Source organism: Halovenus rubra (genome assembly GCF_026586665.1).
GTDB classification, from domain to species: Archaea; Halobacteriota; Halobacteria; order Halobacteriales; family Haloarculaceae; genus Halovenus; species Halovenus rubra.
The window spans coordinates 128502-146192 of sequence record NZ_JAODIY010000008.1; the positions used below are offsets into that span (position 1 = coordinate 128502).

Here is a 17691-nt window from a genome sequence, read left to right on the forward strand (position 1 = left end):
ACGGCTCATAGCGGTCACAGAGCCGGTATTGAACGTGGCGAGTGGAGACGGCCTCTCGGTTGCACACCTCTGACCACGACCGAAGGTGTTTATTGCTTTCACAACAATCGAACGGTAGTTATCGATATGTATCTCTCACATCCAGTGAGACGAATGCGTGAAAACCCGGTTGAAGGCGAGGAAGTAACGGTTATCGTCCGTGTCGCTGCACAGGGTCCCGACGGTGGCGTCGGCGAAGTGACTGATGAAGTTATCACTCGCGTCGCCGAGGCAATAGAGCAGGCTGGGCCGACTGTCGAGGACAGGCTGGAGTTCGGGACACTTCGAGTGCAACTCACACAAGAGAAACTCGACGAGATCTGCACACTCTCCGAAATCGCCTCGATAGAGACCGACAACACCATTGGTGTACTGGGTGACAGCGGCGAGGAGCTTTGATTGTCGCCGGAGGCGTGAGCTTCTTTGTTGTTCCTCACCCAAGGGGGAAGTATGCAAGTAGAATTTGACCGAGACACCTGTATCGGTATGTTTCAATGTGTCGAAGAGTGGGATGTCTTTGAGCCAGACCGCGACGATGGGAAAGCAGACCTTGTCGAGAGCGAGGAACGCGAAGAAGATGTGTTTGTCCGTGAGGTTCCGGACGACGCCGAGTTCGATGCGAAGTTCGCGGCCCGTGTCTGCCCTGTCGACGCGATTGTTATCTACGACGACGACGGCGAACAGCTCGTCCCCTGAGCCACGGAAATCTGGAGGGTTTTTGTCGTTGCTGGCTAAATAGACGGATATGAGTACGCCAACGAAAATCGTGCTTGGGACGATTGGACTCTCAGTTGTCGCTGGACTCGTACTGGCTGTCAACGTCGGGTTGACAACCTGAATGTTCACCGAACGCTCGCTGTCGGATGCAGTCGCTTCGGTTAAAGAGCGCCATGCCCCCGACGCGCTTGTCGTTGATAGTGCCGAGAACTTCGAGACACTCCCTTCGGCACAGGCCGAGGAGTTGCTGCTAGTAACCGATAACATCGACCCAGTAACTCACCCTGATGAGTGGCTGCCGCCCGACACACCGGAAGTACTGAGGCAGTATGCGAGCAGTGACCTGACTGTCGGAATGCCCGGCGATGGGAGTGTCGTCTGGACTCACCAGACTGACCCGGCAGTCGTCATCTGCAAACCTCGGCTAAACGAATCACCGGACGCATTCGCCGACTTCCTGCTAGCAGAGGCACTCGTGGAGGTTGGCCTCAACGAGCCAGAACAGTTCCTCGGGTTTTTCAGTGAAGGGTACCCTCGCTTCGTTGATTCGACGGCTGACTTGCTTTCACCCGTCGAGACATATCAGGTAGCAACAGCCTGCTACGATGGCTTCCTTGGTCTCCAGACCCGCGAGGTGTTTGCCGACTGGGACGGACCATTGTTCGACGCGTGGGCTGATGCCGGCGAACGCCTTGAACCACGTCTCGACACGCTTTCCGAGGAGATGGCCCGAAAGAATACCCGTTTTGCTGATGCAGCCGAACTCGCCTGTAGTGCCATTAAACACGCCGGCGAGTTACCGCCGCCGTTCGAGGCACTCAATACAACCGTCTACCTTGACCACGGCCCAGAGTACGCTATCGAATGGGCAGAGCGGACCGTCGATGCACTAGTCGAAGAGTAACTCGGACAGGTCACGCCGTCGCGACAGCAGACACCCACTTGTCTTTGGTTCGGGCGGTGTTCAGTTCAAATCCCACACTGTTGAGGAGCGTCCGGAACGCGTCGGCCTGATAGTACTCGAAATGCCTGTTTGTCGAATCATCGTCTAGTTGCTCGTCTCGTTTGACTGCGATAAATAGTGTCCCCGCCGGGCGGAGCACGCGATGCCAGTCACGGAGTGTCTGTGTGGCTGCCGACCGAGGGATATGATGGAACGACGCCGACGCCCAGATACCGTCGAATGAGTTATCTTGAAACGGCAGCGAACGCATATCGCCACAGACGAATTCAGCCCCAGAGACGCGTTTGGTTCCCTCACGGAGAAATGACTGCGTGATATCGAGGCCAGTCACGTCGTGGCCGGCCGCGGCAAATACATCGACATCCGGTCCCGGACCACAGCCAATATCAAGTAGCTGTGCGGTGTCACCGGAGCAGGCCGATTCAAGCGCGTCGAAAAACGGGTCGCCATACAGTCGTGCGACTGATTCTGTACTGTATTTCTCGATGTACGAACCAGCCTCCGATTCATAAATATTCCGTGTCTGTGAAACTTCGTCCACGTGGACAACGGTGTCTCCCATCGTGATAACAGCTCGGTATCCAAACAGACCCGTTTTCGACAGCCATTCAGCCAGCAGATTGCCCACCACTACGACAAACAGATCCGAGAGAATGGTCTCGAAGCACTGGCTAAGAATCAAGAGACCAAAGCAAAAGAGCCCGGACAGTTCAACAACCCCATTCTCGAACAAATCAACTCCTGTACCAGTCTGGACAGCCTGTCCCGTTAGGTCGCCACAGGCCGCGCGGACGGAGCCATCCCATTAGCCCGAAGATAGCTGACAATTGTGTACACGACCGGCGTATCAAGCGCCGCGATTCCCAGTTTGATAATATACTGTCCAACGAGCAACTGCAACAGAAGCGAGGCCGAGGATACGTTGCCGATACCGGCAATCTGAGGAACAAGATAGAACGCCATCAGAACGAAAATTGCCGTGTCGATAAACTGACTCGTCGCGGTAGAGCCGAGGTTGCGAAGCCAGAGATGGCGGCCGTCAGTTTTTGTACGGATACGGTCGAAGACAAATACATCCCAGTTCTGGCTAACGAGATACGCGGCGAGACTCCCAACGACAATGTTTGTACTCAGTCCTAGAACGGACTCAAACGTTGCCGGGTCGACACCCTGCTCGGAGCCGGGTGCGACGATTGCAAGCCACACCAGCCCAAGCATTACGAAATTCATCATGAATCCAACATTAACCATCACCGTTGCCTCTTGGCGGCCGTACAGTTCAGTGTAGCAGTCTGAGGCCACAAACGTCACCGCATACGCGAGGACGCCAGCAGGAACGGTGATACTGCTTTCGACGATAGGAAACGAGCCGGGAAGCGAAAACGCCAATAGCTTCACTGCGAGAAGCTGTGCAGTGACCAGTCCTGTAACGAACAGCGCTGCCAGCGCGATTTTTGCCCCGTCAGTCGTCCGCTCACTCATTGTCTCGCCACCATGCGCTGTTTCGTCGCTGCTGACAAATATGTCTGGCACAGCCGTTAATCATATCACAGTATTCCTCACATAGCCCTATAAGCGTATAGACTTGGATTGGGGGATGAAACAGGACCACTCCGTGTGATAGGTAGACACATACTCCTGGGCCCTGTTATCGCCGAAGCTGTCGTGCTAGCTGTAATGTCTCACGGTAGCCGACTTGGCAACCGCGAGTCCGGTGTAGCTCGCGGCTGGGTTCCGCGGTAGCCTGTTTTTAACCGTGTAGTTGACCGCCTGTGTCGGGGACAGACCAACAGTGCCTGAGCCAACCGGCTGGCCACATCGACTGGAGGTGACCACGATGCGACGTAGTGAGGTGCTCTTGTTGCCGAGAGCGACCTGCTGGGGATTCCCTGACCGGTCGTCTGGTATGGCACCGTCGAGGAGGTGACAGAGATTGGTGGTTGAGGTCGCCGCGTAATCGCTCTTCCGCCAGCACTTTGGAACACACTCTCCGAACCAGTGAGTATGGACAACAGTCTACGTACTGTTACACAGGCAGAGTCGACATTGCTCGGGAGTTGGCAGGTTGTCCCCCACCCAGCAGTGGCCGAACTCGTGGCGAGTTTCGGCTACGACTTTGTCGGCATCGATATGGAGCACTCCCCGGCAACAGACGAGACGCTGGCGGATCTGCTCCGGGCCGTCGACGCCGTCGACGGCGAGACCGAGACGCTCGTTCGGGTGGCCGACGACGACCCGACAACACTCCAGCGGACGCTTGACCTCGGCCCAGACGCAGTTCTTGTCCCGATGGTCCACACGGCCGAACAGGCCGAGGCAATCGTCGACACTGTCCGGTACCCACCAAAGGGCAGTCGCGGTGTCGGCCCGGGGCGGGCGGCGACATACGGACGCACGCTCAACGAGCAGGTCACAGCCGACGATGAGGCCTTCGCGACGCATGTCCAACTCGAATCCGAGCAAGCAATCGAAAACGTCGACGAGATTGCCACAGTCGAAGGTATCGACGGCGTCTTTATCGGGCCGATAGACCTCTCGATGGCACTTGACTGTTTTGGCGAGTGGGACACAGAGCAGTTCACCACGGCTGTTGACCACGCGCTGACAGCGGCTCGGGATGCTGACGTAGCTGTCGGCACGTTTGCAGCAAGCGAACAGGACCGAGAACAGCGTATGACGTGGGGAGTCGACTATCTCGTTGCCGGGATGGACCTCTCATATCTGAGCGACGGCGCAACGGCTGCACTCGAACACGGGAAAGCGCTCAGTAAAACTAAATAACAGGTTCAAAGCCGCTCACGGACGGCTTCGGCGTCGTAGTTAAGCGAGAGTTTCCGGGAGCGGCCACGTCCTTCGACATCGGTGTAGGACGCGTCGATGACGCCGAGCTGGTCAAGCTTGTTGATTATCTCAGAGTAGCGGGTGTAGCCGAGGTCTGTCCGGTCGTTGAACGCGTCGTAGATGTTGCCTGCCTGTTCGCCGTCGTGTTCGGCAATGGCAGCAAGCAACTCGGATTCAGAGTCAGACAGTTCGCCCAGTCGACGTGAAAGATGGACGTACTTCGATTTCTCGTAGGACTCTTCGACATCTGCTTTCTCGGCTGTCCGGCTGGCACGCATCTCAGCGTTGAGACCGGCACGGCGGAGCAGGTCGATACCTACCCGAAGATCTCCGCCCTGTTCGACGGTGAGTTCGGCAACCCGGTCGAGTACCTGCGGGCCAACCGCCCCATCATGGAAGCCGCGGTCGGCACGTTTTCGGAGGATTTCGGCGATTTCTGGTTCGTCGTACGGCGGGAAATAGATATCCTCAGGGCGGAAAACGCTCTGGACGCGCCCGTCGAGTTCGGCCATCATATCGAGTTCGAGGTCCGAAGAGATGATGATGACGCCGATACGCGCTCCGCCCTGTTCTTCATGAGCGCGCAGCAGGGAGTACAGCGTATCTGAGGCCTCAGACTCGTAAAACAGGTAGTTGACATCGTCGAGCGCAACGACAAGCACTTCATCTTCTTCGACAAGCCGGTCGGTTACCTGTGAGAACAGCTTCTTGAATGAGATGCCGGACGATGGCGGTTCGTAATCGAAGACACCCTCAAAAAGCTGAGAGAATACCGCATATCGTGTCGAGTTGACCTGGCAGTTTACCCGAATTGGGTTAATCTCAGTCCGCGCGCGCAACTCATCAAACAGAATGTGGACCGCGGTGGTTTTGCCAGTCCCGGGTGGTCCCTGTGCCATGACGTTCAGCGGGCGCGAGCCACGCACAGCCGGTTTGAGCGCGTATTTCAGGTTTTTCATCTGGCTCTCGCGGTGGAGAAACGTCTCTGGTAGATAATCGATTTCGAAGACGCGCTCGTCGCGAAACACGGACTCGTCCCACGATAACATGTCGTCCTCGGGGTCGTCCGCCATTATACTTTCACCGAGCTTTTCGGGCTACTTAACAGTACCGAGGACTCAGTTATCGTACATAAATAATCACAAATGCGACTAGCTTTCACGGAGCAGAAGATATTCTAGGCATGGATCCACTTCGCGTTCGACTCGACACGTATCATCGGCCTGCTGGCGGTCATCAGCCGCTCCGTATTTGACCTGTTGCTCCAAATCGAGAGCACGCTCCTGTTGTCTTTTGTGACTCACAACACGCTGTACTACTGATACAAAACAGTGGTATTAATTCCAGAACCGAGCCCAGAAGGGAGATGTATGTCCGAAAGCAGTCAGAATTTCTCCAGTAAACCCGCATAAAAATCGCTTTCGGCGACGTTTTCGTCGGCCAGCTTTTCGACAATAAGTTCCGGCGTCGAGCGCGCGAGTCGGCCCTTGACCGGTGTCCGGTCAACCAGCAACTCGCCGTCGGCAATACCCGATGCTTCGATACCGTCAACAGCGAGTTCTGTCTCAGCGACTTCACGGATTTCGCTGGCAAGGTGTGAGACGAACACTGCCGTTGCGTCCCGCTCGGCGAGTGCCTCGAGAATTCCGGCCATGATGTTGGCGCTTGCGCCGGGTTCAGTGATGCTTTCGAGTTCATCGACCAGCACAAGCACCGGGCGGTCCTCACTGATACTTGTGGTCAACTCGCCGAACTCTCTGAGCGTCGACTCAAATGCTCCCGCATCCAGCGTTCCCTGGTTTTTGGCGTGATACTGAAGTTCACCGGTACGTGCAACCCGTGCGTGCTCAGCTGGAACAGGCAACCCCATGTGTGTGAGTGTTACGATAAGGGCGACCAAATCAAGCATCGAAGTCTTGCCGCCGCTGTTGACTCCCGAAAGCAGTGTGACACCCGAGACCTCATAGTCGACGGGTTCGACATCTTCGAAGGCGACGTCCAGAAGTGGGGACCGACCGCCTTCGATGGTGAATCCATCACCGCCAACTGTGGGCATCGTACAGTCGAAGTCCCGGGCAAAGCGGGAAATGGCGAGGTCAACATCCAGTTCGAGAGCACACTCAACAAGTTGTTGACAGTCCGTACGCATCCCTGCGAGGTCGCTTGCAAGCTCACGTTTCTGTCGCGTCGCACGGCGGTCGCGGGCGGCTGTCAGCTCGGTCCGAAGGCGGTTGACGACTTCCTCGTCGTGTTCGACTGGGTATGCAGGGTCGTCACCGAAGGCTCGTCGAGCGATTGCCTCCGTCTCTCGTAGGTTGAGTGTCTCCACGAGTGCATCGCGGGCTTGCTCAACGGCGGCGTCATACTCGTCTGCGAGTTCGCGTTGGAGCAGCGAATCAACACCTGCACCACGCTCAACCAACGAGAGCAGGTCGGTGCCATCAATCGTTACGTCGCGTTCCTCGATTGCGTCCCGGAGGTGGTCGTTGGCCACGCGCTCAGCTTGGCTAACAGCTGCGTCAATATCGTTGACAGCAGTTGTCAGTCGGTCGAGTTCCTCGTCGCCACGAACTGCGCCGTCCGTATCGAGCCGGTCCAGCGCAGTTTCGAGTGAGTCGAGGTCACAGGATGGGTCGAGACCCGCAGTACGGTGGACCCGCGCAGCCGCCTGTAGTCTGTCGCGGTTGTGAGCGAAAAAGCCGAGCGTCCGTTCGGGAACCACAGCCGAGGGGTTCTCAAGTGCGTCCGGTTCGATGCGAACGTCTCCATCGACATCCGTTCTGGCAAATGACTCATCGAGGACAACAACAGTCGCGTACCCACGAGCAAGTTCGGAGAGCTTCCGGGCGTTGTCGACAAGTTCGACGCTTACCTCTGGAATAACGTCACGAGCGTGTGCGTATGTTTCAGCGTCCTGTGTAGCAAGACAACGGTCTCGGATACGACGGTCAGTCGGCTCAGAAAGCGGTTCGACGCCGTCAAGCGCATCCAGCACCTCGGCGGCAGGCTCTTTATCCATGGCTTGTCGGGTACGTTCACGGATATCTTCGATGCGAGCGCGGGACGCACTCGGGTACAGTGTTTCGAGGCGGTGTGTCGCATAGTCAGTGACCGTCCGCTCCTGTAGTAATGCGAGTACGTCTTGATAGATTTCTCTCGCGCGCGGTGTTGCTACGAATTCGCCAGGGTCGTCGTAGTTCGCCCGGATAGCACCCCGGGCGATACGAGCGGCGCGCCCTGAACTGATTCCCGGTGCGCGCGCGAGTGTGGCGACATCGCCACGTTCGAGTGCGCGCTCAGGGTCGTCGAGTGCCTGTAGTGCGTCGGCAGTCTTCTCACCGACACCCGGTATCGCCGTGAGTTCCATCTATGTGACCCATTCGAGCCGGGGGTTAAAAATGTAAGTTGGAGAGAGACAGCAGTCCACCCCGAACATCCAAATAGAATGATACCGTATCACATGATATGGCGACTTGGGCTTGGCTGCTCGCATATCTTCTCGGGTTTGCTTTGCTCCAGTTGTACCTGTATCGCTACTTCATGAAGTCGGCGACAGCAAAGTCACCGGAGCGAACAACACCGAGAGTAGAGAGCAGAACGAGAGCATTCAATACGAACGAACGCGGCCCGGATGAGAACCTCGTGGCCTGCAACACCTGTGGTGCGTACAACGAAAGTCACAGCATGTACACGTTTTGTCGGGAATGTGGACAGCGCCTCGCGTAGCATCGCTATGGCCGCTTGGTTGTCGTGGACTCATATAGTTACGTGACAGGGGGTGAGGCACACGCCAGACAACCCGTTCGGGTCGAAAATAGACTGACAAGCAGCTGTAACATTCGAGTAGTTATCAGCGGTGAGAACAAAGAGCAAACAACTATACTTCGAGCCATCATTGTCGGGAGTATGCGTGTTTCCAGTGGCGTCCCCGGGTTCGACCAGCTTATCGAAGGGGGACTGCTGAGCGACCGATTGTACGTTATCAGCGGTCCGCCCGGCAGCGGCAAGACGACATTTTGTTCGCATTTTATCACACAGGGTGCAAAAAAAGGTGAGGAGTGTCTGTATGTAACGATGCATGAGAGCAAAGAGGTATTGCTGAGAGATATGTCTGGCTTTAATTTTGGGTTCGACCGAGCGATACAGTCAGATTCGATTCAGTTCCTCAACCTCGTCACTGAGTCAGGCAAGCGGACGATAACACAGTTTGGGACCGACGGCGGACTGACGAATAGGCTCATCGCGTTCATCGAGTCAAACGACATTGACCGCGCAGTCATCGATTCAACGATGTTGCTCCAACACTTTTTTGCGGACGGGAGCGAGGAAATTACGGGCTTCCTCTCAGCACTCAAGCAGACTGACGCGACAATCTTGCTTATTTCAGAGATGACTGACCCGACGTCGTACTCCGACGAACACTACCTTGCCCACGGTGTCATCTTCTTCCATAACTTCCTCGATTCGGATGGGATGACGCGGGGTATTCAGGTAATCAAGATGCGTGGGACCGCCATCGATAGCAATATTCGACAGCTCTCGTTTTCTGATCAGGGACTGCGAATCCATCCAGACGAACAGGTACAGGGCTAAAATATGACAAATGATGAACGAACAGTTTTCTGGACACCAGACAGGACACATCCCCGGGAACAGCCATGAGTAGATACGAGCGGACCTACGGGACCAGTTGGGAGACGCTAGACGACGAGGAGGCGATGGAACGAGCGTACGCTCTGGGTGTCGCCGCGACGCTAGGAACATACCATCCCGACGAGCTCGATGCAATCCGTGACGAGATGGGGAGTGCTTACCAGCGAAGCGTCATCGACCTTGCGTTCGACGAAGGGAAAACAGAGGCACGCAACCTAGAGAGACCCGAGGATAACAGCCAGAACGACGGCGTCTGGTCGAGCCTCGTCGAAGGTGAACTAAGAGATGTCGATACCGACGATATTCCGACAGGTGGTCGACAGGGGTTACCCGAGGCTGTCGACAGAGCAGACCTTCTCGACCGGCCAGACTTCGACTCAACGGAGGCAGTGAATCTGCCTGAGTTTCTTCAAAAAGATTCCGACGAATAGACAGCCAAGGTGGCAATCACAGCACCCAAACCCCTGGCTAGCGATGGTTGGGTATGACCGTTGCTGACCTCCACGTCCACACAACAAACTCGGACGGGACGCTTACACTTGCGACACTTCCTGGTGCTGCCCGGCGTGCCGGCGTCGAAACGGTGGCTGTTACTGACCATGACCGTCTGCATCCAGCTCTCGACCAACCTGTTACGATGCATGATGGTATCGAAGTTATCCACGGCATCGAACTCCGTGTTGATACCGGGGAGTTTCGGGTCGACCTGCTCGGGTACGGCGTCGAGCAGACAGAAGAGATACGCACATTAGTAAACCATCTCCAGACAGACCGCATCGAACGAGCACGAGAAATCGTTGATCGTGTCGAAGCGGAGACTGGTGTAACTCTCGACGTTACCTTCGAGGAAGGAGTTGGCCGCCCTCACATTGCACGGGCTATCGAGGACAGTAACGCCCCTTACGACTACAAAAGTGCCTTCGAACAGCTCATCGCTGACGGTCGCCCGTGTTACGTCCCGCGTGATATTCCTGACTTCGAGCGAGGCCGTGATATTCTCAAAGATGCTTGTGGTATTGTCGGGCTCGCACATCCGTTCCGGTACTCTGACCCCCCAGCAGCGCTCGAACTCGTCGAGACGCTCGATGCGGTCGAACGATACTATCCCTACGGCCACGAGGTCGATGAGTCACTGCTTGGCGAAACCGTCTCACGGTACGACGCGCTTGTCACTGGCGGGAGTGACGCACACGAAAAAGAGCTTGGGCTTGCTGGACTTGACGACGAAGAATTTGACCGCCTTTCGGCCCACATATAGAGACTGGTTTTGCTGCTTGAGACAGACAGCCGACAACAACGAGAAGCGACCGCACTGGTGGTTGCTACGCGAATACCATTAGAAACCATTTGCTACCATTCAAGTACATCCACCGGAAGATTTATACTCTCAACTGGTGTACTAGAGTATAGAACAACAATGGTAGACTATACGACACCAATCAAAACGGCGTTTGAGCTGCAACGCAAGACAATCGAGCAGAGTCAGCGTGCTATGGAGAATGGGCTTGAGTTCCAGCGCGAGATGGCTAGCGCGACAATCGATACGCTCGATGTTCAGGAGACAAGCCAGCGCCAGGCCGTCGAGTTCCTACAACAGAACCTCCACCAGACACTCGATGCCGTCGAAGGAATGCCCGGTGCAGTCGGAATGACTGACGGGATTCGGACCACTGTCGATGAGCAGTATCAAGAACTGCTCGAAGCCCACGCCGAAGCCTTCGACACCGTCGAAGACGAGCTACACGATGGCATCGATACGTACGACGAGATGACCGAGGAGTACCTCGAAACCCTCAACGAGCAACTTGACATGCTACTAGAAGCCCACGAGGAGTTCGAAGGACAATCCATCGAGGCGACCGAACAGGTCAGCGAGCAAGTCGAGGACCTTCAAGAGCAAGTCGAAGATGTGCAGGCCCAGATTCAGGACGTCTCCGAGCAGGCCGCCGACGCCATCGAAGCCTAAGCCAATTGTATTTTTTCGCGTTCGACACAGACTCCGAGAGTGACGTCAGTACTGGCTCATCAGCCCTTTCCGGCGTGCGCGTCGCTGTGCACGGTGCAGGCAGTAGTACCCTGCGAACAAGTAGACCGTACTGGTGAGCACCAGGAGACCGAGTTCAGACGGAGCAAACTCCCAGAGCCTGACCCCGTCTTCCATCGCCCGCTGGAGGAGATGGCTGCCGTGTGAGAGCGGGAGCAGTTTGAGCGCCGGATACGTTCCCGCGGGGGCCGCGATGAGTGCGATGAAGGCATACTGAAGCAGCTGGAATACCTTCTCGATTCGCTTGTACAGCAGAGCCAACCCGGCAAACAGGAAGCCGATACCGCTGACAGATGCCAGCGTCAGGAGACCCAGCGGCAACACCGTCAGCGGGTCAAGCGTGAGCCACTTGCCTGAAAGGGCCATCATCACTGCGAGCAGGACAAATCCCCAGAAGAAGCTCAACAGGATGTTGACGGCCATCTTCGTGACCATCACCAGCCCGAAACCGTTGGGAGACATGAACAGCCGTTCCAGTGTGCCCCACTGTGCCTCGCGAGTAACACTCCACGCGAGGCTCGAGAAAGCGGTGACTGCGAGCGTCCAGATGAACATCCCGACAATGATGCCAGCCAGCGAGTCGGTAATTGTCGGCCCGGCGACCGCCTGTCCACCGAAGAAAATAATCGCGAACAGGATAGACAGCGTAAGGAACTGCGTCGCGGTGTTCAGCGGGTAGCGAACCATGATGATGAGTTTTTTGCGAAGAACGACCGAGACGAGCGCGAGCCGTGAGGGACTTCTGTCAGCACCCGGCTCGGAGTCGGCCGTGTTCGCACCCTGAGTCGAGCGCTCCGTGGTCGCCATCACTGCACACCTCCGTTGGCGGTCGCCGGGTCGTCGATGACCTCAAGGAACACGTCCTCCAGGTCAAGGTCGACCGACTCCACCTCGTGTAACTCCATCCCGGCGTCGCTCAGCACGTCCATCAGCGCGTAGACGGTATCGCTGTCGGCACCCATGCAGTCGATTGCAACCTGGTTGTCCTCCCGCTTGCAGGTGATATCGAACTCCCGTCGGAGTCGGGTCTCGACAGCCTCGGGCAGCGGTGCCCCGACGACGAAGCGGTAGGACTGTGTTTCGAACAGGTCGACGAGGTCATCAGTGTCGTCGTCGGCGATGATTTTGCCGTCGTTAAGGATAATAACCCGGTCGCTGACCGCTTCGATGATGTCGAGGTTGTGGCTTGTCAGGACGATAGTCATATCTTCCTCTTGGGCTAGCCGTCGCAGTTCTCGGTGGAGGTCGTGTGAGGCCTCAACATCAAGACCGAGTGTTGGTTCGTCAAGGAAGATAACGTCAACATCCCGCGCGAGCGTGCTGGCGAGAGACACTTTTTGTTTCATTCCCTTTGAAAATTCGTTGACAGCCGTGTCTGCCACATCGAGCAAGTCGAGTTGCTCCAGCAACTGGTCGTGGCGGTCCCGGACTGCCGACGGGTACTCTCCGCTAAGGCCGGCAAAGAACTCCAAGTTTTCGCGGGCAGTCAGCCGCCAGTACACGTTCCGGTCGCCTTCGAGCATTGCGCCAACATGACCGTGAGCGCGCTCGGGGCTGCTTGCAACATCGACCCCACAGATTGAGACAGTACCCCTATCAGGAATTACCAATCCAAGCATCGACTTGATAGCGCTTGTCTTGCCAGCACCATTTGGTCCGAGCAATCCAACGATGCTGCCACGTTCTATCTCGAATGAGATGTCGTCAACTGCGGTGACGACATCGTCCCCCGAGCCGTATGATTTTGTCACCTCATCGACAGTAATTGCCACCTCCCCGTCAACTGCGTGCGTGTTATCGATGTTTGATTTTTCTTCTGGAGTCGTTGAATCGGGAACCTCGCTCTTTGTGGTATCGGACTGTTGTACTGGCTTACTTGCTGTCATACATTACTCAAGATGATGGAGGGATATAACACTAAGCAGAATGTCACTTCTGTATTAATTGTTACTGAAAACTCGTTCACCATCGATGGAAGTAAGCGAAAAGCGAGTACCGTAACATGGCGCACACACAGCAGTGGCTAGTAAAAAAGCACGAAAAGAACGAGTTGGTGTTGACGGTTATCCGAAGAGTTCGCCGAGGCCTTCGCCGGCTGCCTCGTCGTCCTCGTCGTCATCGTCGTCGTCTGCTTCTTCGGCTTCTTCTTCTTCGGCTTCGTCGTCGTCATCTGCGGCGTCGTCGCCGCCAGCAGCGGGAGCACCGCCTGCTCCACCAGTCGCGGCGGGAACAGCAGCGGCATCTTCGACTGCTTCGTCGATGTCAACGTCTTCGAGTGCAGCGACGAGAGCTTTGACGCGGGACTGCTCCACATCAACGCCCGCTGCGTCGAGGACGTTCGTCAGGTTTTCTTCGTTGATCTCTTCGCCCGATTCGTTCAGGATGAGTGCTGCGTAAACGTACTCCATGGTTTATCCAAACATTGCTCCGAGAGCGTCGCCGCCGTCTTCATCATCGTCGTCGTCAGCATCTGCATCTTCGTCGACGTCGGCTTCCTCGGTATCGTCAGGTTGGTCATCGCTCTGTTCGTCTTCGGCTTCGGCCTCGGCCTCGGCCTCGGTTTCGGCTGGCGCTTCGACGTCCTGTAGTTCCTCAGGAAGCGCCTCCTCGTCGTCGATGTTCGCTACGAGTGCGCGAACTTGGCCGTCGGCCTTGCTGATGAGGTCCGGCATGACATCCGGGTTTTCGACAGCGCCCTGCAGAGACAGACTCTTGGCCTCGCCGGTGGCCTTCGAAATCTGTGCAGGGAGCGTCTGCGCGGTTGGGAAGCCCGCGTTGACAGCGAGATTACGACCGAACGCTGCGGCCGTCTCGATGTCAGCCCGGTACTCGTCGATGTCGAGTTCGAGGTCTTCGGGTTCGAACAGAACGCCCTCGGCGAACACGCCACGAAGGTCGAGACCGACCTCCTTTGGTTCGATGCCGAGTTCGACAAGTACGTTCGAGAGATCCGTCGAGACTTCCTCGCCAGCGTCAAGCACCGTCGAGTCTTCCATCACTTTGATGGAACCACCGTCGATGCGTGCATTTGCGCCGACACTCTGTAGTTCACCCACGAACGGACCCGGGTCGACACCCGTATCGCCTTCGGGGATGACAATGTCGTTGGGCGCGACCTCGCCCGCCTTGATTGGCGCGGACGTCTTTGAGGCTTCGAGTTGCTGGTAGAGCCCGAACGGATTCTCGTTTGTCCCAATGAGGCCGACCTGACCACTTACGTAGCCGGTGAGGTCGTCGAGACCCTCGCTGGCCTCGTCGAGTGCACGTTCGAGCAACGTGTTGCGCGAGACGCGCAGTTCTGCGGTCCCGTGCAGGTCACGGCGCATGTCCTGAAGCTGCTGGCTCGGAATGCCCGTGATAGCGACGACGCCGATGCTTTCGTAGCGCTCAACAAAGTCGGTAATCTGGCCGACCTCTTCACGCTTCCACTCCGGAATCGTCTCAGTTTTACGTTCCTGTGTACTCATCTCAAGCCACCTCCACAGCCGGCCCCATTGTCGTCTTCACGTAGATAGACCCAAGATTGAGTGGGCCTTTGTCGAGATCCGCTTCAAGACGACGGATGATGACGTCGATGTTGTCGGCGACTTCCTCAGCAGACATGTCCTCCGCGCCGACGCGCGTGTGGAACGTCCGACGGTCACCACTCCGAATCATCACGGAGTTTTTGAGTCGCTCAACCATCTCGACGACATCGTCGTCGGGGCTGATTGGGTCGGGCATTTTCCCCCGCGGACCGAGAACGGTCCCCAGGTAACGCCCGATATCTTGCATTAGACCTTCTTCTGCAAGGAAGAAGTCAGTGTCATCTGCGAGGTCCTTGGCCTCGTTATCATTGTCGCCAAGGTCGGCAAGTTCGTCCGGACTGAGGACATCGTCGGCAACTTCCTCGGCACGGACTGCGGTTTCGCCGTCCGCGAAGACGACAATGTTGGTCTCCTGACCGGTACCTTCCGGCAGGACGACACTCTCATCAACTCGGTTCGATGGGTCGTTGAGGTCAATGTCGCGCAGATTGATTGCAAGGTCCACCGTCTCACGGAAGTTCCGGTCGGGGGACTCGTCGATTGCGCGAGAGACTGCCTCCTCTATCTCCTGATCTGCCATTGTTCACCTCCGTAGTACGCCGTCTGGCTGCTACGGGTCAGTGAAACAGGACTACGCCTGTCTCGGCTGATAAGAAGCCAATGCGACACTTAAAGGCGTCGAACTATTCGGATTATGGCGATTGCGTGACTGTCACATGGGCGCCACGTAATCGTAATTCTTTTTTCGGGTGTGCCCGGATGATGTGATGCGAGCCGCCTTAGCTCAGACTGGGAGAGCACTCGACTGAAGATCGAGCTGTCCCCGGTTCAAATCCGGGAGGCGGCATCCTTTCACCGCTCGAATGATGACCGAGAGTGGTGACGCTGTCCTGCGATTCGGATTCGCCTCGTGCGAAGGCAACCGGTCACTGGACGCACCCCGTCACGTCTGGCGTTCTGCAATTACCGAAACGTATCGGGGAATCTAGAGTCTTTCGGCCCGAAGTCGCGTACTGCTGTCAGTCGAGCGCACGAGCCTTGAGCGGCGTATTTTTATACAGCACGTTGAACGCGGTGTCACAGAAGTGGGCACCCCGACTCCGAAGATTGGTTGGATATGCCATCAGGCATATGCGGTTTCGTGACTGCTTGAGAGTCTCGAATTCCGCCCGATTGTCATAGTATTAGATGGAGAGTGATAATGATGCAATCAGAACCGCAGAGAGCCACGTATCGAGCGAATGACAGGCGAGATAACACAGGTGGGGTATCGAGATGACCACACCGGCTGTCGTGAAGTTCGACGGAGGCGCTCGCCCGAATCCCGGTCCTGCGGCTATCGGGTACATCGTCAAGACTGACGACTGGACCAAGGAGGGGAGCAACCACATCGGAGAATCGACAAACAACCGAGCCGAGTACCACGCCCTCATCCAAGGGCTGGAACTCGCCTCCGAGAAGGGATGTACCGAGGTTGAGGCGAGGGGTGACTCTCAGTTGGTCGTGAAGCAAGTTCGTGGTGCGTGGAGTGTGAACGAACCCGCACTTCGTCCACTGCGGGACCGCGTGCAAGAGTTGGCCGAGGAGTTCGAGGGTTTCGAGATACGGCACGCCTCTCGTGAGGAGAACTGGCAAGCAGATGAGTTGGTGGAGGTTGGCTTCTCGGACTGAGCGGGATTAACTTCGCCAGAGTCGCTATATGGGAAACACCCTTTGGAGCCTACCCATTACCGTGTATCTCGGAGTCACAGTTAACTGCCACAATTGTCAAATAATATTTACTTCTGTGTGGGATAACTATCTATGATTGCATTATTGACCTTTATTAGAAGAATCTACGTATTCTTAGAGAAACCCCTTTTCATCTTCGTTCTCAAACAGTGCTTCTTCTTCACTCTTTAATATAATTTCGTAAGGAGATATAAACTCAACATCATCTTTTGCAAAGTAGTAGCGACTGGGGTATTTTGAAGAATTAGATTCTACATCACCAGACATATATCCACAGATGAGGGCACCCCTCTCAAAAGCATCTTCACCTAGACTATACATAGAACCAATTTCCTTCTTTTCGTGATGGGTCCAGAAGTCTTTCATTTCCAGTTCATACGATAACCTATGTATTTCTGACAGGACTTCGTGAGCATATACATAATTCCCCTCTTCAAGCGCCTCTATGTGTTCTTGGTGTAATCTATTAAATTCCTCTAAAAATTCCTGAACAGGTGCATATTCGTAAACGGGTTCTAACTCTTTTTCTACCTTTTCTGCCCTTCTTTCCAAGATATCAATAAGTTCGCTGGCTCCGTCATTTCCAACGTGTTCAGTTATATCAAGGTCGATATCGCGACCGGCAACCAGTCCAAATATCACGCTCTCCTCAATATCTACAGACCCTGATTCAAGTTTATTTTCAGATTTATTATACATTGGCTCAAGTTCATTTCCATAGTCATATTTCATCATTGTCGTCCATACATCAACCGGGATTTCATCATCCTCTTTCTGACCACTACTTTCATCATCTCCATCATTCGTCATTATCATTCACCTCCTCTGAGACAGTAATATCCCCTCCTGCTACACCGCCGACTACTTCACTGTCTGATATTTCGACAGAATTATTTTTTTCAGGCACCTCATTTTTTCCACTTCTCCTCAAATATGCAATAATAGATGTAATAATTACAACACCTGCCCCGCTAAATAGCCAGTTTTTATTCTGGATAACCCATTGAACCAAACCTTCCACCTCAATCATACGTAGTCTATCTCCGCAGAGATTATTAGGTGTTTTGCGGCCAACTTTCACATCCGAACTCCACCCGATTGTCATAGGATTATATGAAGGGGTTGGGCGAGGAGAACAAGCGGAATATCACAGTAGTAGGGTGTGTGTAGGTTGT

At 55.4% G+C, this 17691-nt stretch carries 22 protein-coding genes and 1 tRNA gene; 12 read left to right on the forward strand and 11 right to left on the reverse strand.

Translation table 11 applies throughout. The annotated features are described in order from the left end of the window. The first annotated feature begins 126 nt into the window (after positions 1-126). From N5098_RS06815 to N5098_RS06825, 4 genes are read left to right on the forward strand one after another with little or no spacing between them, the layout of a single operon-like run. A complete protein-coding gene (locus N5098_RS06815; protein WP_465261595.1) occupies positions 127-438 on the forward strand; it encodes a hypothetical protein in 312 nt (103 codons plus the stop codon). Between the two features lie 51 nt (positions 439-489). Further along, on the forward strand, positions 490-735 hold the full coding sequence (locus N5098_RS06820; RefSeq protein WP_267636980.1) for a ferredoxin: 246 nt from the start codon (positions 490-492) through the stop codon (positions 733-735). 49 nt (positions 736-784) lie between these two features. After that, positions 785-877 carry a hypothetical protein gene (locus tag N5098_RS17685; RefSeq protein ID WP_438267326.1) on the forward strand — a complete coding sequence of 31 codons (93 nt, stop codon included), beginning with the start codon at positions 785-787 and terminating at the stop codon, positions 875-877. Next, entirely contained in the window at positions 878-1660 is a 783-nt protein-coding gene (locus N5098_RS06825; RefSeq protein ID WP_267636981.1) for a DUF7089 family protein, read from the forward strand. Between the two features lie 10 nt (positions 1661-1670). Here N5098_RS06825 and N5098_RS06830 read toward each other — a convergent pair whose 3' ends face one another. Both N5098_RS06830 and N5098_RS06835 read right to left on the reverse strand, forming a co-directional pair. Then, on the reverse strand, positions 1671-2453 hold the full coding sequence (locus N5098_RS06830; RefSeq protein ID WP_267636983.1) for a class I SAM-dependent methyltransferase: 783 nt from the start codon (positions 2451-2453) through the stop codon (positions 1671-1673). Positions 2454-2488: 35 nt separating this feature from the next. Continuing rightward, positions 2489-3202 carry a queuosine precursor transporter gene (locus N5098_RS06835; protein WP_267636984.1) on the reverse strand — a complete coding sequence of 238 codons (714 nt, stop codon included), beginning with the start codon at positions 3200-3202 and terminating at the stop codon, positions 2489-2491. Positions 3203-3724: 522 nt separating this feature from the next. Here N5098_RS06835 and N5098_RS06840 point away from each other — a divergent pair. Further along, on the forward strand, positions 3725-4501 hold the full coding sequence (locus N5098_RS06840; protein ID WP_267636985.1) for an HpcH/HpaI aldolase family protein: 777 nt from the start codon (positions 3725-3727) through the stop codon (positions 4499-4501). A gap of 5 nt (positions 4502-4506) precedes the next feature. Here the strand turns inward: N5098_RS06840 and N5098_RS06845 are convergent, their stop codons facing one another. Further along, positions 4507-5634, reverse strand: coding sequence for an ORC1-type DNA replication protein (locus N5098_RS06845; protein ID WP_267636986.1), 1128 nt, complete (start codon positions 5632-5634; stop codon positions 4507-4509). 311 nt (positions 5635-5945) lie between these two features. Next, on the reverse strand, positions 5946-7928 hold the full coding sequence (locus tag N5098_RS06850; RefSeq protein ID WP_267636987.1) for a MutS-related protein: 1983 nt from the start codon (positions 7926-7928) through the stop codon (positions 5946-5948). A gap of 98 nt (positions 7929-8026) precedes the next feature. On the opposite strand from N5098_RS06850, the gene N5098_RS06855 reads away from it, so the two are divergent. From N5098_RS06855 to N5098_RS06875, 5 genes are all read left to right on the forward strand, one after another. Further along, on the forward strand, positions 8027-8287 hold the full coding sequence (locus N5098_RS06855) for a DUF7577 domain-containing protein (protein WP_267636988.1): 261 nt from the start codon (positions 8027-8029) through the stop codon (positions 8285-8287). A gap of 180 nt (positions 8288-8467) precedes the next feature. Further along, positions 8468-9154 (forward strand): RAD55 family ATPase, encoded by a 687-nt coding sequence (locus N5098_RS06860; RefSeq protein ID WP_267636989.1) that lies wholly within the window; start codon positions 8468-8470, stop codon positions 9152-9154. 65 nt (positions 9155-9219) lie between these two features. Beyond that, complete coding sequence (locus tag N5098_RS06865) at positions 9220-9645, forward strand: DUF8057 family protein (protein ID WP_267636990.1); 426 nt, start codon at positions 9220-9222, stop codon at positions 9643-9645. A 53-nt stretch (positions 9646-9698) separates the two neighbouring features. Beyond that, a complete protein-coding gene (locus N5098_RS06870) occupies positions 9699-10472 on the forward strand; it encodes a PHP domain-containing protein (protein ID WP_267636992.1) in 774 nt (257 codons plus the stop codon). A 159-nt stretch (positions 10473-10631) separates the two neighbouring features. Next, positions 10632-11180: a hypothetical protein gene (locus N5098_RS06875; RefSeq protein WP_267636994.1), complete on the forward strand. Its 549-nt coding sequence runs from the start codon at positions 10632-10634 to the stop codon at positions 11178-11180. Positions 11181-11225: 45 nt separating this feature from the next. On the opposite strand, the gene N5098_RS06880 is transcribed toward N5098_RS06875, so the two are convergent. The 5 genes from N5098_RS06880 to N5098_RS06900 all read right to left on the reverse strand — a co-directional run bounded on the left by N5098_RS06880 (position 11226) and on the right by N5098_RS06900 (position 15365). Further along, positions 11226-12065, reverse strand: coding sequence for an ABC transporter permease (locus N5098_RS06880; RefSeq protein ID WP_267636996.1), 840 nt, complete (start codon positions 12063-12065; stop codon positions 11226-11228). Continuing rightward, on the reverse strand, positions 12065-13144 hold the full coding sequence (locus N5098_RS06885) for an ABC transporter ATP-binding protein (RefSeq protein WP_267636998.1): 1080 nt from the start codon (positions 13142-13144) through the stop codon (positions 12065-12067). Before N5098_RS06885 ends, N5098_RS06880 begins: the two co-directional genes overlap by 1 nt. 177 nt (positions 13145-13321) lie before the next feature. Then, a complete protein-coding gene (rpl12p, locus tag N5098_RS06890; protein WP_267636999.1) occupies positions 13322-13666 on the reverse strand; it encodes a 50S ribosomal protein P1 in 345 nt (114 codons plus the stop codon). A 3-nt stretch (positions 13667-13669) separates the two neighbouring features. Beyond that, complete coding sequence (locus N5098_RS06895) at positions 13670-14725, reverse strand: 50S ribosomal protein L10 (protein ID WP_267637000.1); 1056 nt, start codon at positions 14723-14725, stop codon at positions 13670-13672. Between the two features lies 1 nt (position 14726). Further along, positions 14727-15365, reverse strand: coding sequence for a 50S ribosomal protein L1 (locus tag N5098_RS06900; RefSeq protein ID WP_267637001.1), 639 nt, complete (start codon positions 15363-15365; stop codon positions 14727-14729). Between the two features lie 193 nt (positions 15366-15558). Here N5098_RS06900 and N5098_RS06905 point away from each other — a divergent pair. Both N5098_RS06905 and N5098_RS06910 read left to right on the forward strand, forming a co-directional pair. Next, a tRNA-Phe gene (locus N5098_RS06905) sits at positions 15559-15632 on the forward strand. A gap of 428 nt (positions 15633-16060) precedes the next feature. Next, positions 16061-16456, forward strand: a complete 396-nt coding sequence (locus N5098_RS06910) for a ribonuclease HI family protein (RefSeq protein WP_267637003.1) — start codon at positions 16061-16063, stop codon at positions 16454-16456. 174 nt (positions 16457-16630) lie between these two features. On the opposite strand, the gene N5098_RS06915 is transcribed toward N5098_RS06910, so the two are convergent. Together N5098_RS06915 and N5098_RS06920 are read right to left on the reverse strand one after the other, a co-directional pair. Then, positions 16631-17326 (reverse strand): hypothetical protein, encoded by a 696-nt coding sequence (locus tag N5098_RS06915; protein ID WP_267637005.1) that lies wholly within the window; start codon positions 17324-17326, stop codon positions 16631-16633. Then, the gene (locus tag N5098_RS06920) at positions 17316-17546 is read right to left on the reverse strand and encodes a hypothetical protein (protein ID WP_267637007.1); all 231 of its coding nucleotides are present in this window, start codon (positions 17544-17546) and stop codon (positions 17316-17318) included. The genes N5098_RS06915 and N5098_RS06920 overlap by 11 nt, the downstream gene beginning before the upstream one ends. Between the last annotated feature and the right edge of the window lie 145 nt (positions 17547-17691).

Excerpts from the sequence above, each read along its gene's own strand:
- N5098_RS06885 (WP_267636998.1), bottom strand. The coding sequence starts at position 13,144 with ATGACAGCAAGTAAGCCAGTACAACAGTCCGATACCACAAAGAGCGAG.
- N5098_RS06915 (WP_267637005.1), bottom strand. The coding sequence starts at position 17,326 with ATGACGAATGATGGAGATGATGAAAGTAGTGGTCAGAAAGAGGATGAT.
- N5098_RS06870 (WP_267636992.1), top strand. The coding sequence starts at position 9,699 with ATGACCGTTGCTGACCTCCACGTCCACACAACAAACTCGGACGGGACG.
- N5098_RS06825 (WP_267636981.1), top strand. The coding sequence starts at position 878 with ATGTTCACCGAACGCTCGCTGTCGGATGCAGTCGCTTCGGTTAAAGAG.
- N5098_RS06875 (WP_267636994.1), top strand. The coding sequence starts at position 10,632 with ATGGTAGACTATACGACACCAATCAAAACGGCGTTTGAGCTGCAACGC.
- N5098_RS06895 (WP_267637000.1), bottom strand. The coding sequence starts at position 14,725 with ATGAGTACACAGGAACGTAAAACTGAGACGATTCCGGAGTGGAAGCGT.
- N5098_RS06850 (WP_267636987.1), bottom strand. The coding sequence starts at position 7,928 with ATGGAACTCACGGCGATACCGGGTGTCGGTGAGAAGACTGCCGACGCA.
- N5098_RS06815 (WP_465261595.1), top strand. The coding sequence starts at position 127 with ATGTATCTCTCACATCCAGTGAGACGAATGCGTGAAAACCCGGTTGAA.
- N5098_RS06865 (WP_267636990.1), top strand. The coding sequence starts at position 9,220 with ATGAGTAGATACGAGCGGACCTACGGGACCAGTTGGGAGACGCTAGAC.
- N5098_RS06910 (WP_267637003.1), top strand. The coding sequence starts at position 16,061 with ATGACCACACCGGCTGTCGTGAAGTTCGACGGAGGCGCTCGCCCGAAT.
- N5098_RS06835 (WP_267636984.1), bottom strand. The coding sequence starts at position 3,202 with ATGAGTGAGCGGACGACTGACGGGGCAAAAATCGCGCTGGCAGCGCTG.
- N5098_RS17685 (WP_438267326.1), top strand. The coding sequence starts at position 785 with ATGAGTACGCCAACGAAAATCGTGCTTGGGACGATTGGACTCTCAGTT.
- N5098_RS06920 (WP_267637007.1), bottom strand. The coding sequence starts at position 17,546 with ATGATTGAGGTGGAAGGTTTGGTTCAATGGGTTATCCAGAATAAAAAC.
- N5098_RS06880 (WP_267636996.1), bottom strand. The coding sequence starts at position 12,065 with ATGGCGACCACGGAGCGCTCGACTCAGGGTGCGAACACGGCCGACTCC.
- N5098_RS06840 (WP_267636985.1), top strand. The coding sequence starts at position 3,725 with ATGGACAACAGTCTACGTACTGTTACACAGGCAGAGTCGACATTGCTC.
- N5098_RS06820 (WP_267636980.1), top strand. The coding sequence starts at position 490 with ATGCAAGTAGAATTTGACCGAGACACCTGTATCGGTATGTTTCAATGT.
- N5098_RS06860 (WP_267636989.1), top strand. The coding sequence starts at position 8,468 with ATGCGTGTTTCCAGTGGCGTCCCCGGGTTCGACCAGCTTATCGAAGGG.
- rpl12p (WP_267636999.1), bottom strand. The coding sequence starts at position 13,666 with ATGGAGTACGTTTACGCAGCACTCATCCTGAACGAATCGGGCGAAGAG.
- N5098_RS06900 (WP_267637001.1), bottom strand. The coding sequence starts at position 15,365 with ATGGCAGATCAGGAGATAGAGGAGGCAGTCTCTCGCGCAATCGACGAG.
- N5098_RS06845 (WP_267636986.1), bottom strand. The coding sequence starts at position 5,634 with ATGGCGGACGACCCCGAGGACGACATGTTATCGTGGGACGAGTCCGTG.
- N5098_RS06855 (WP_267636988.1), top strand. The coding sequence starts at position 8,027 with ATGGCGACTTGGGCTTGGCTGCTCGCATATCTTCTCGGGTTTGCTTTG.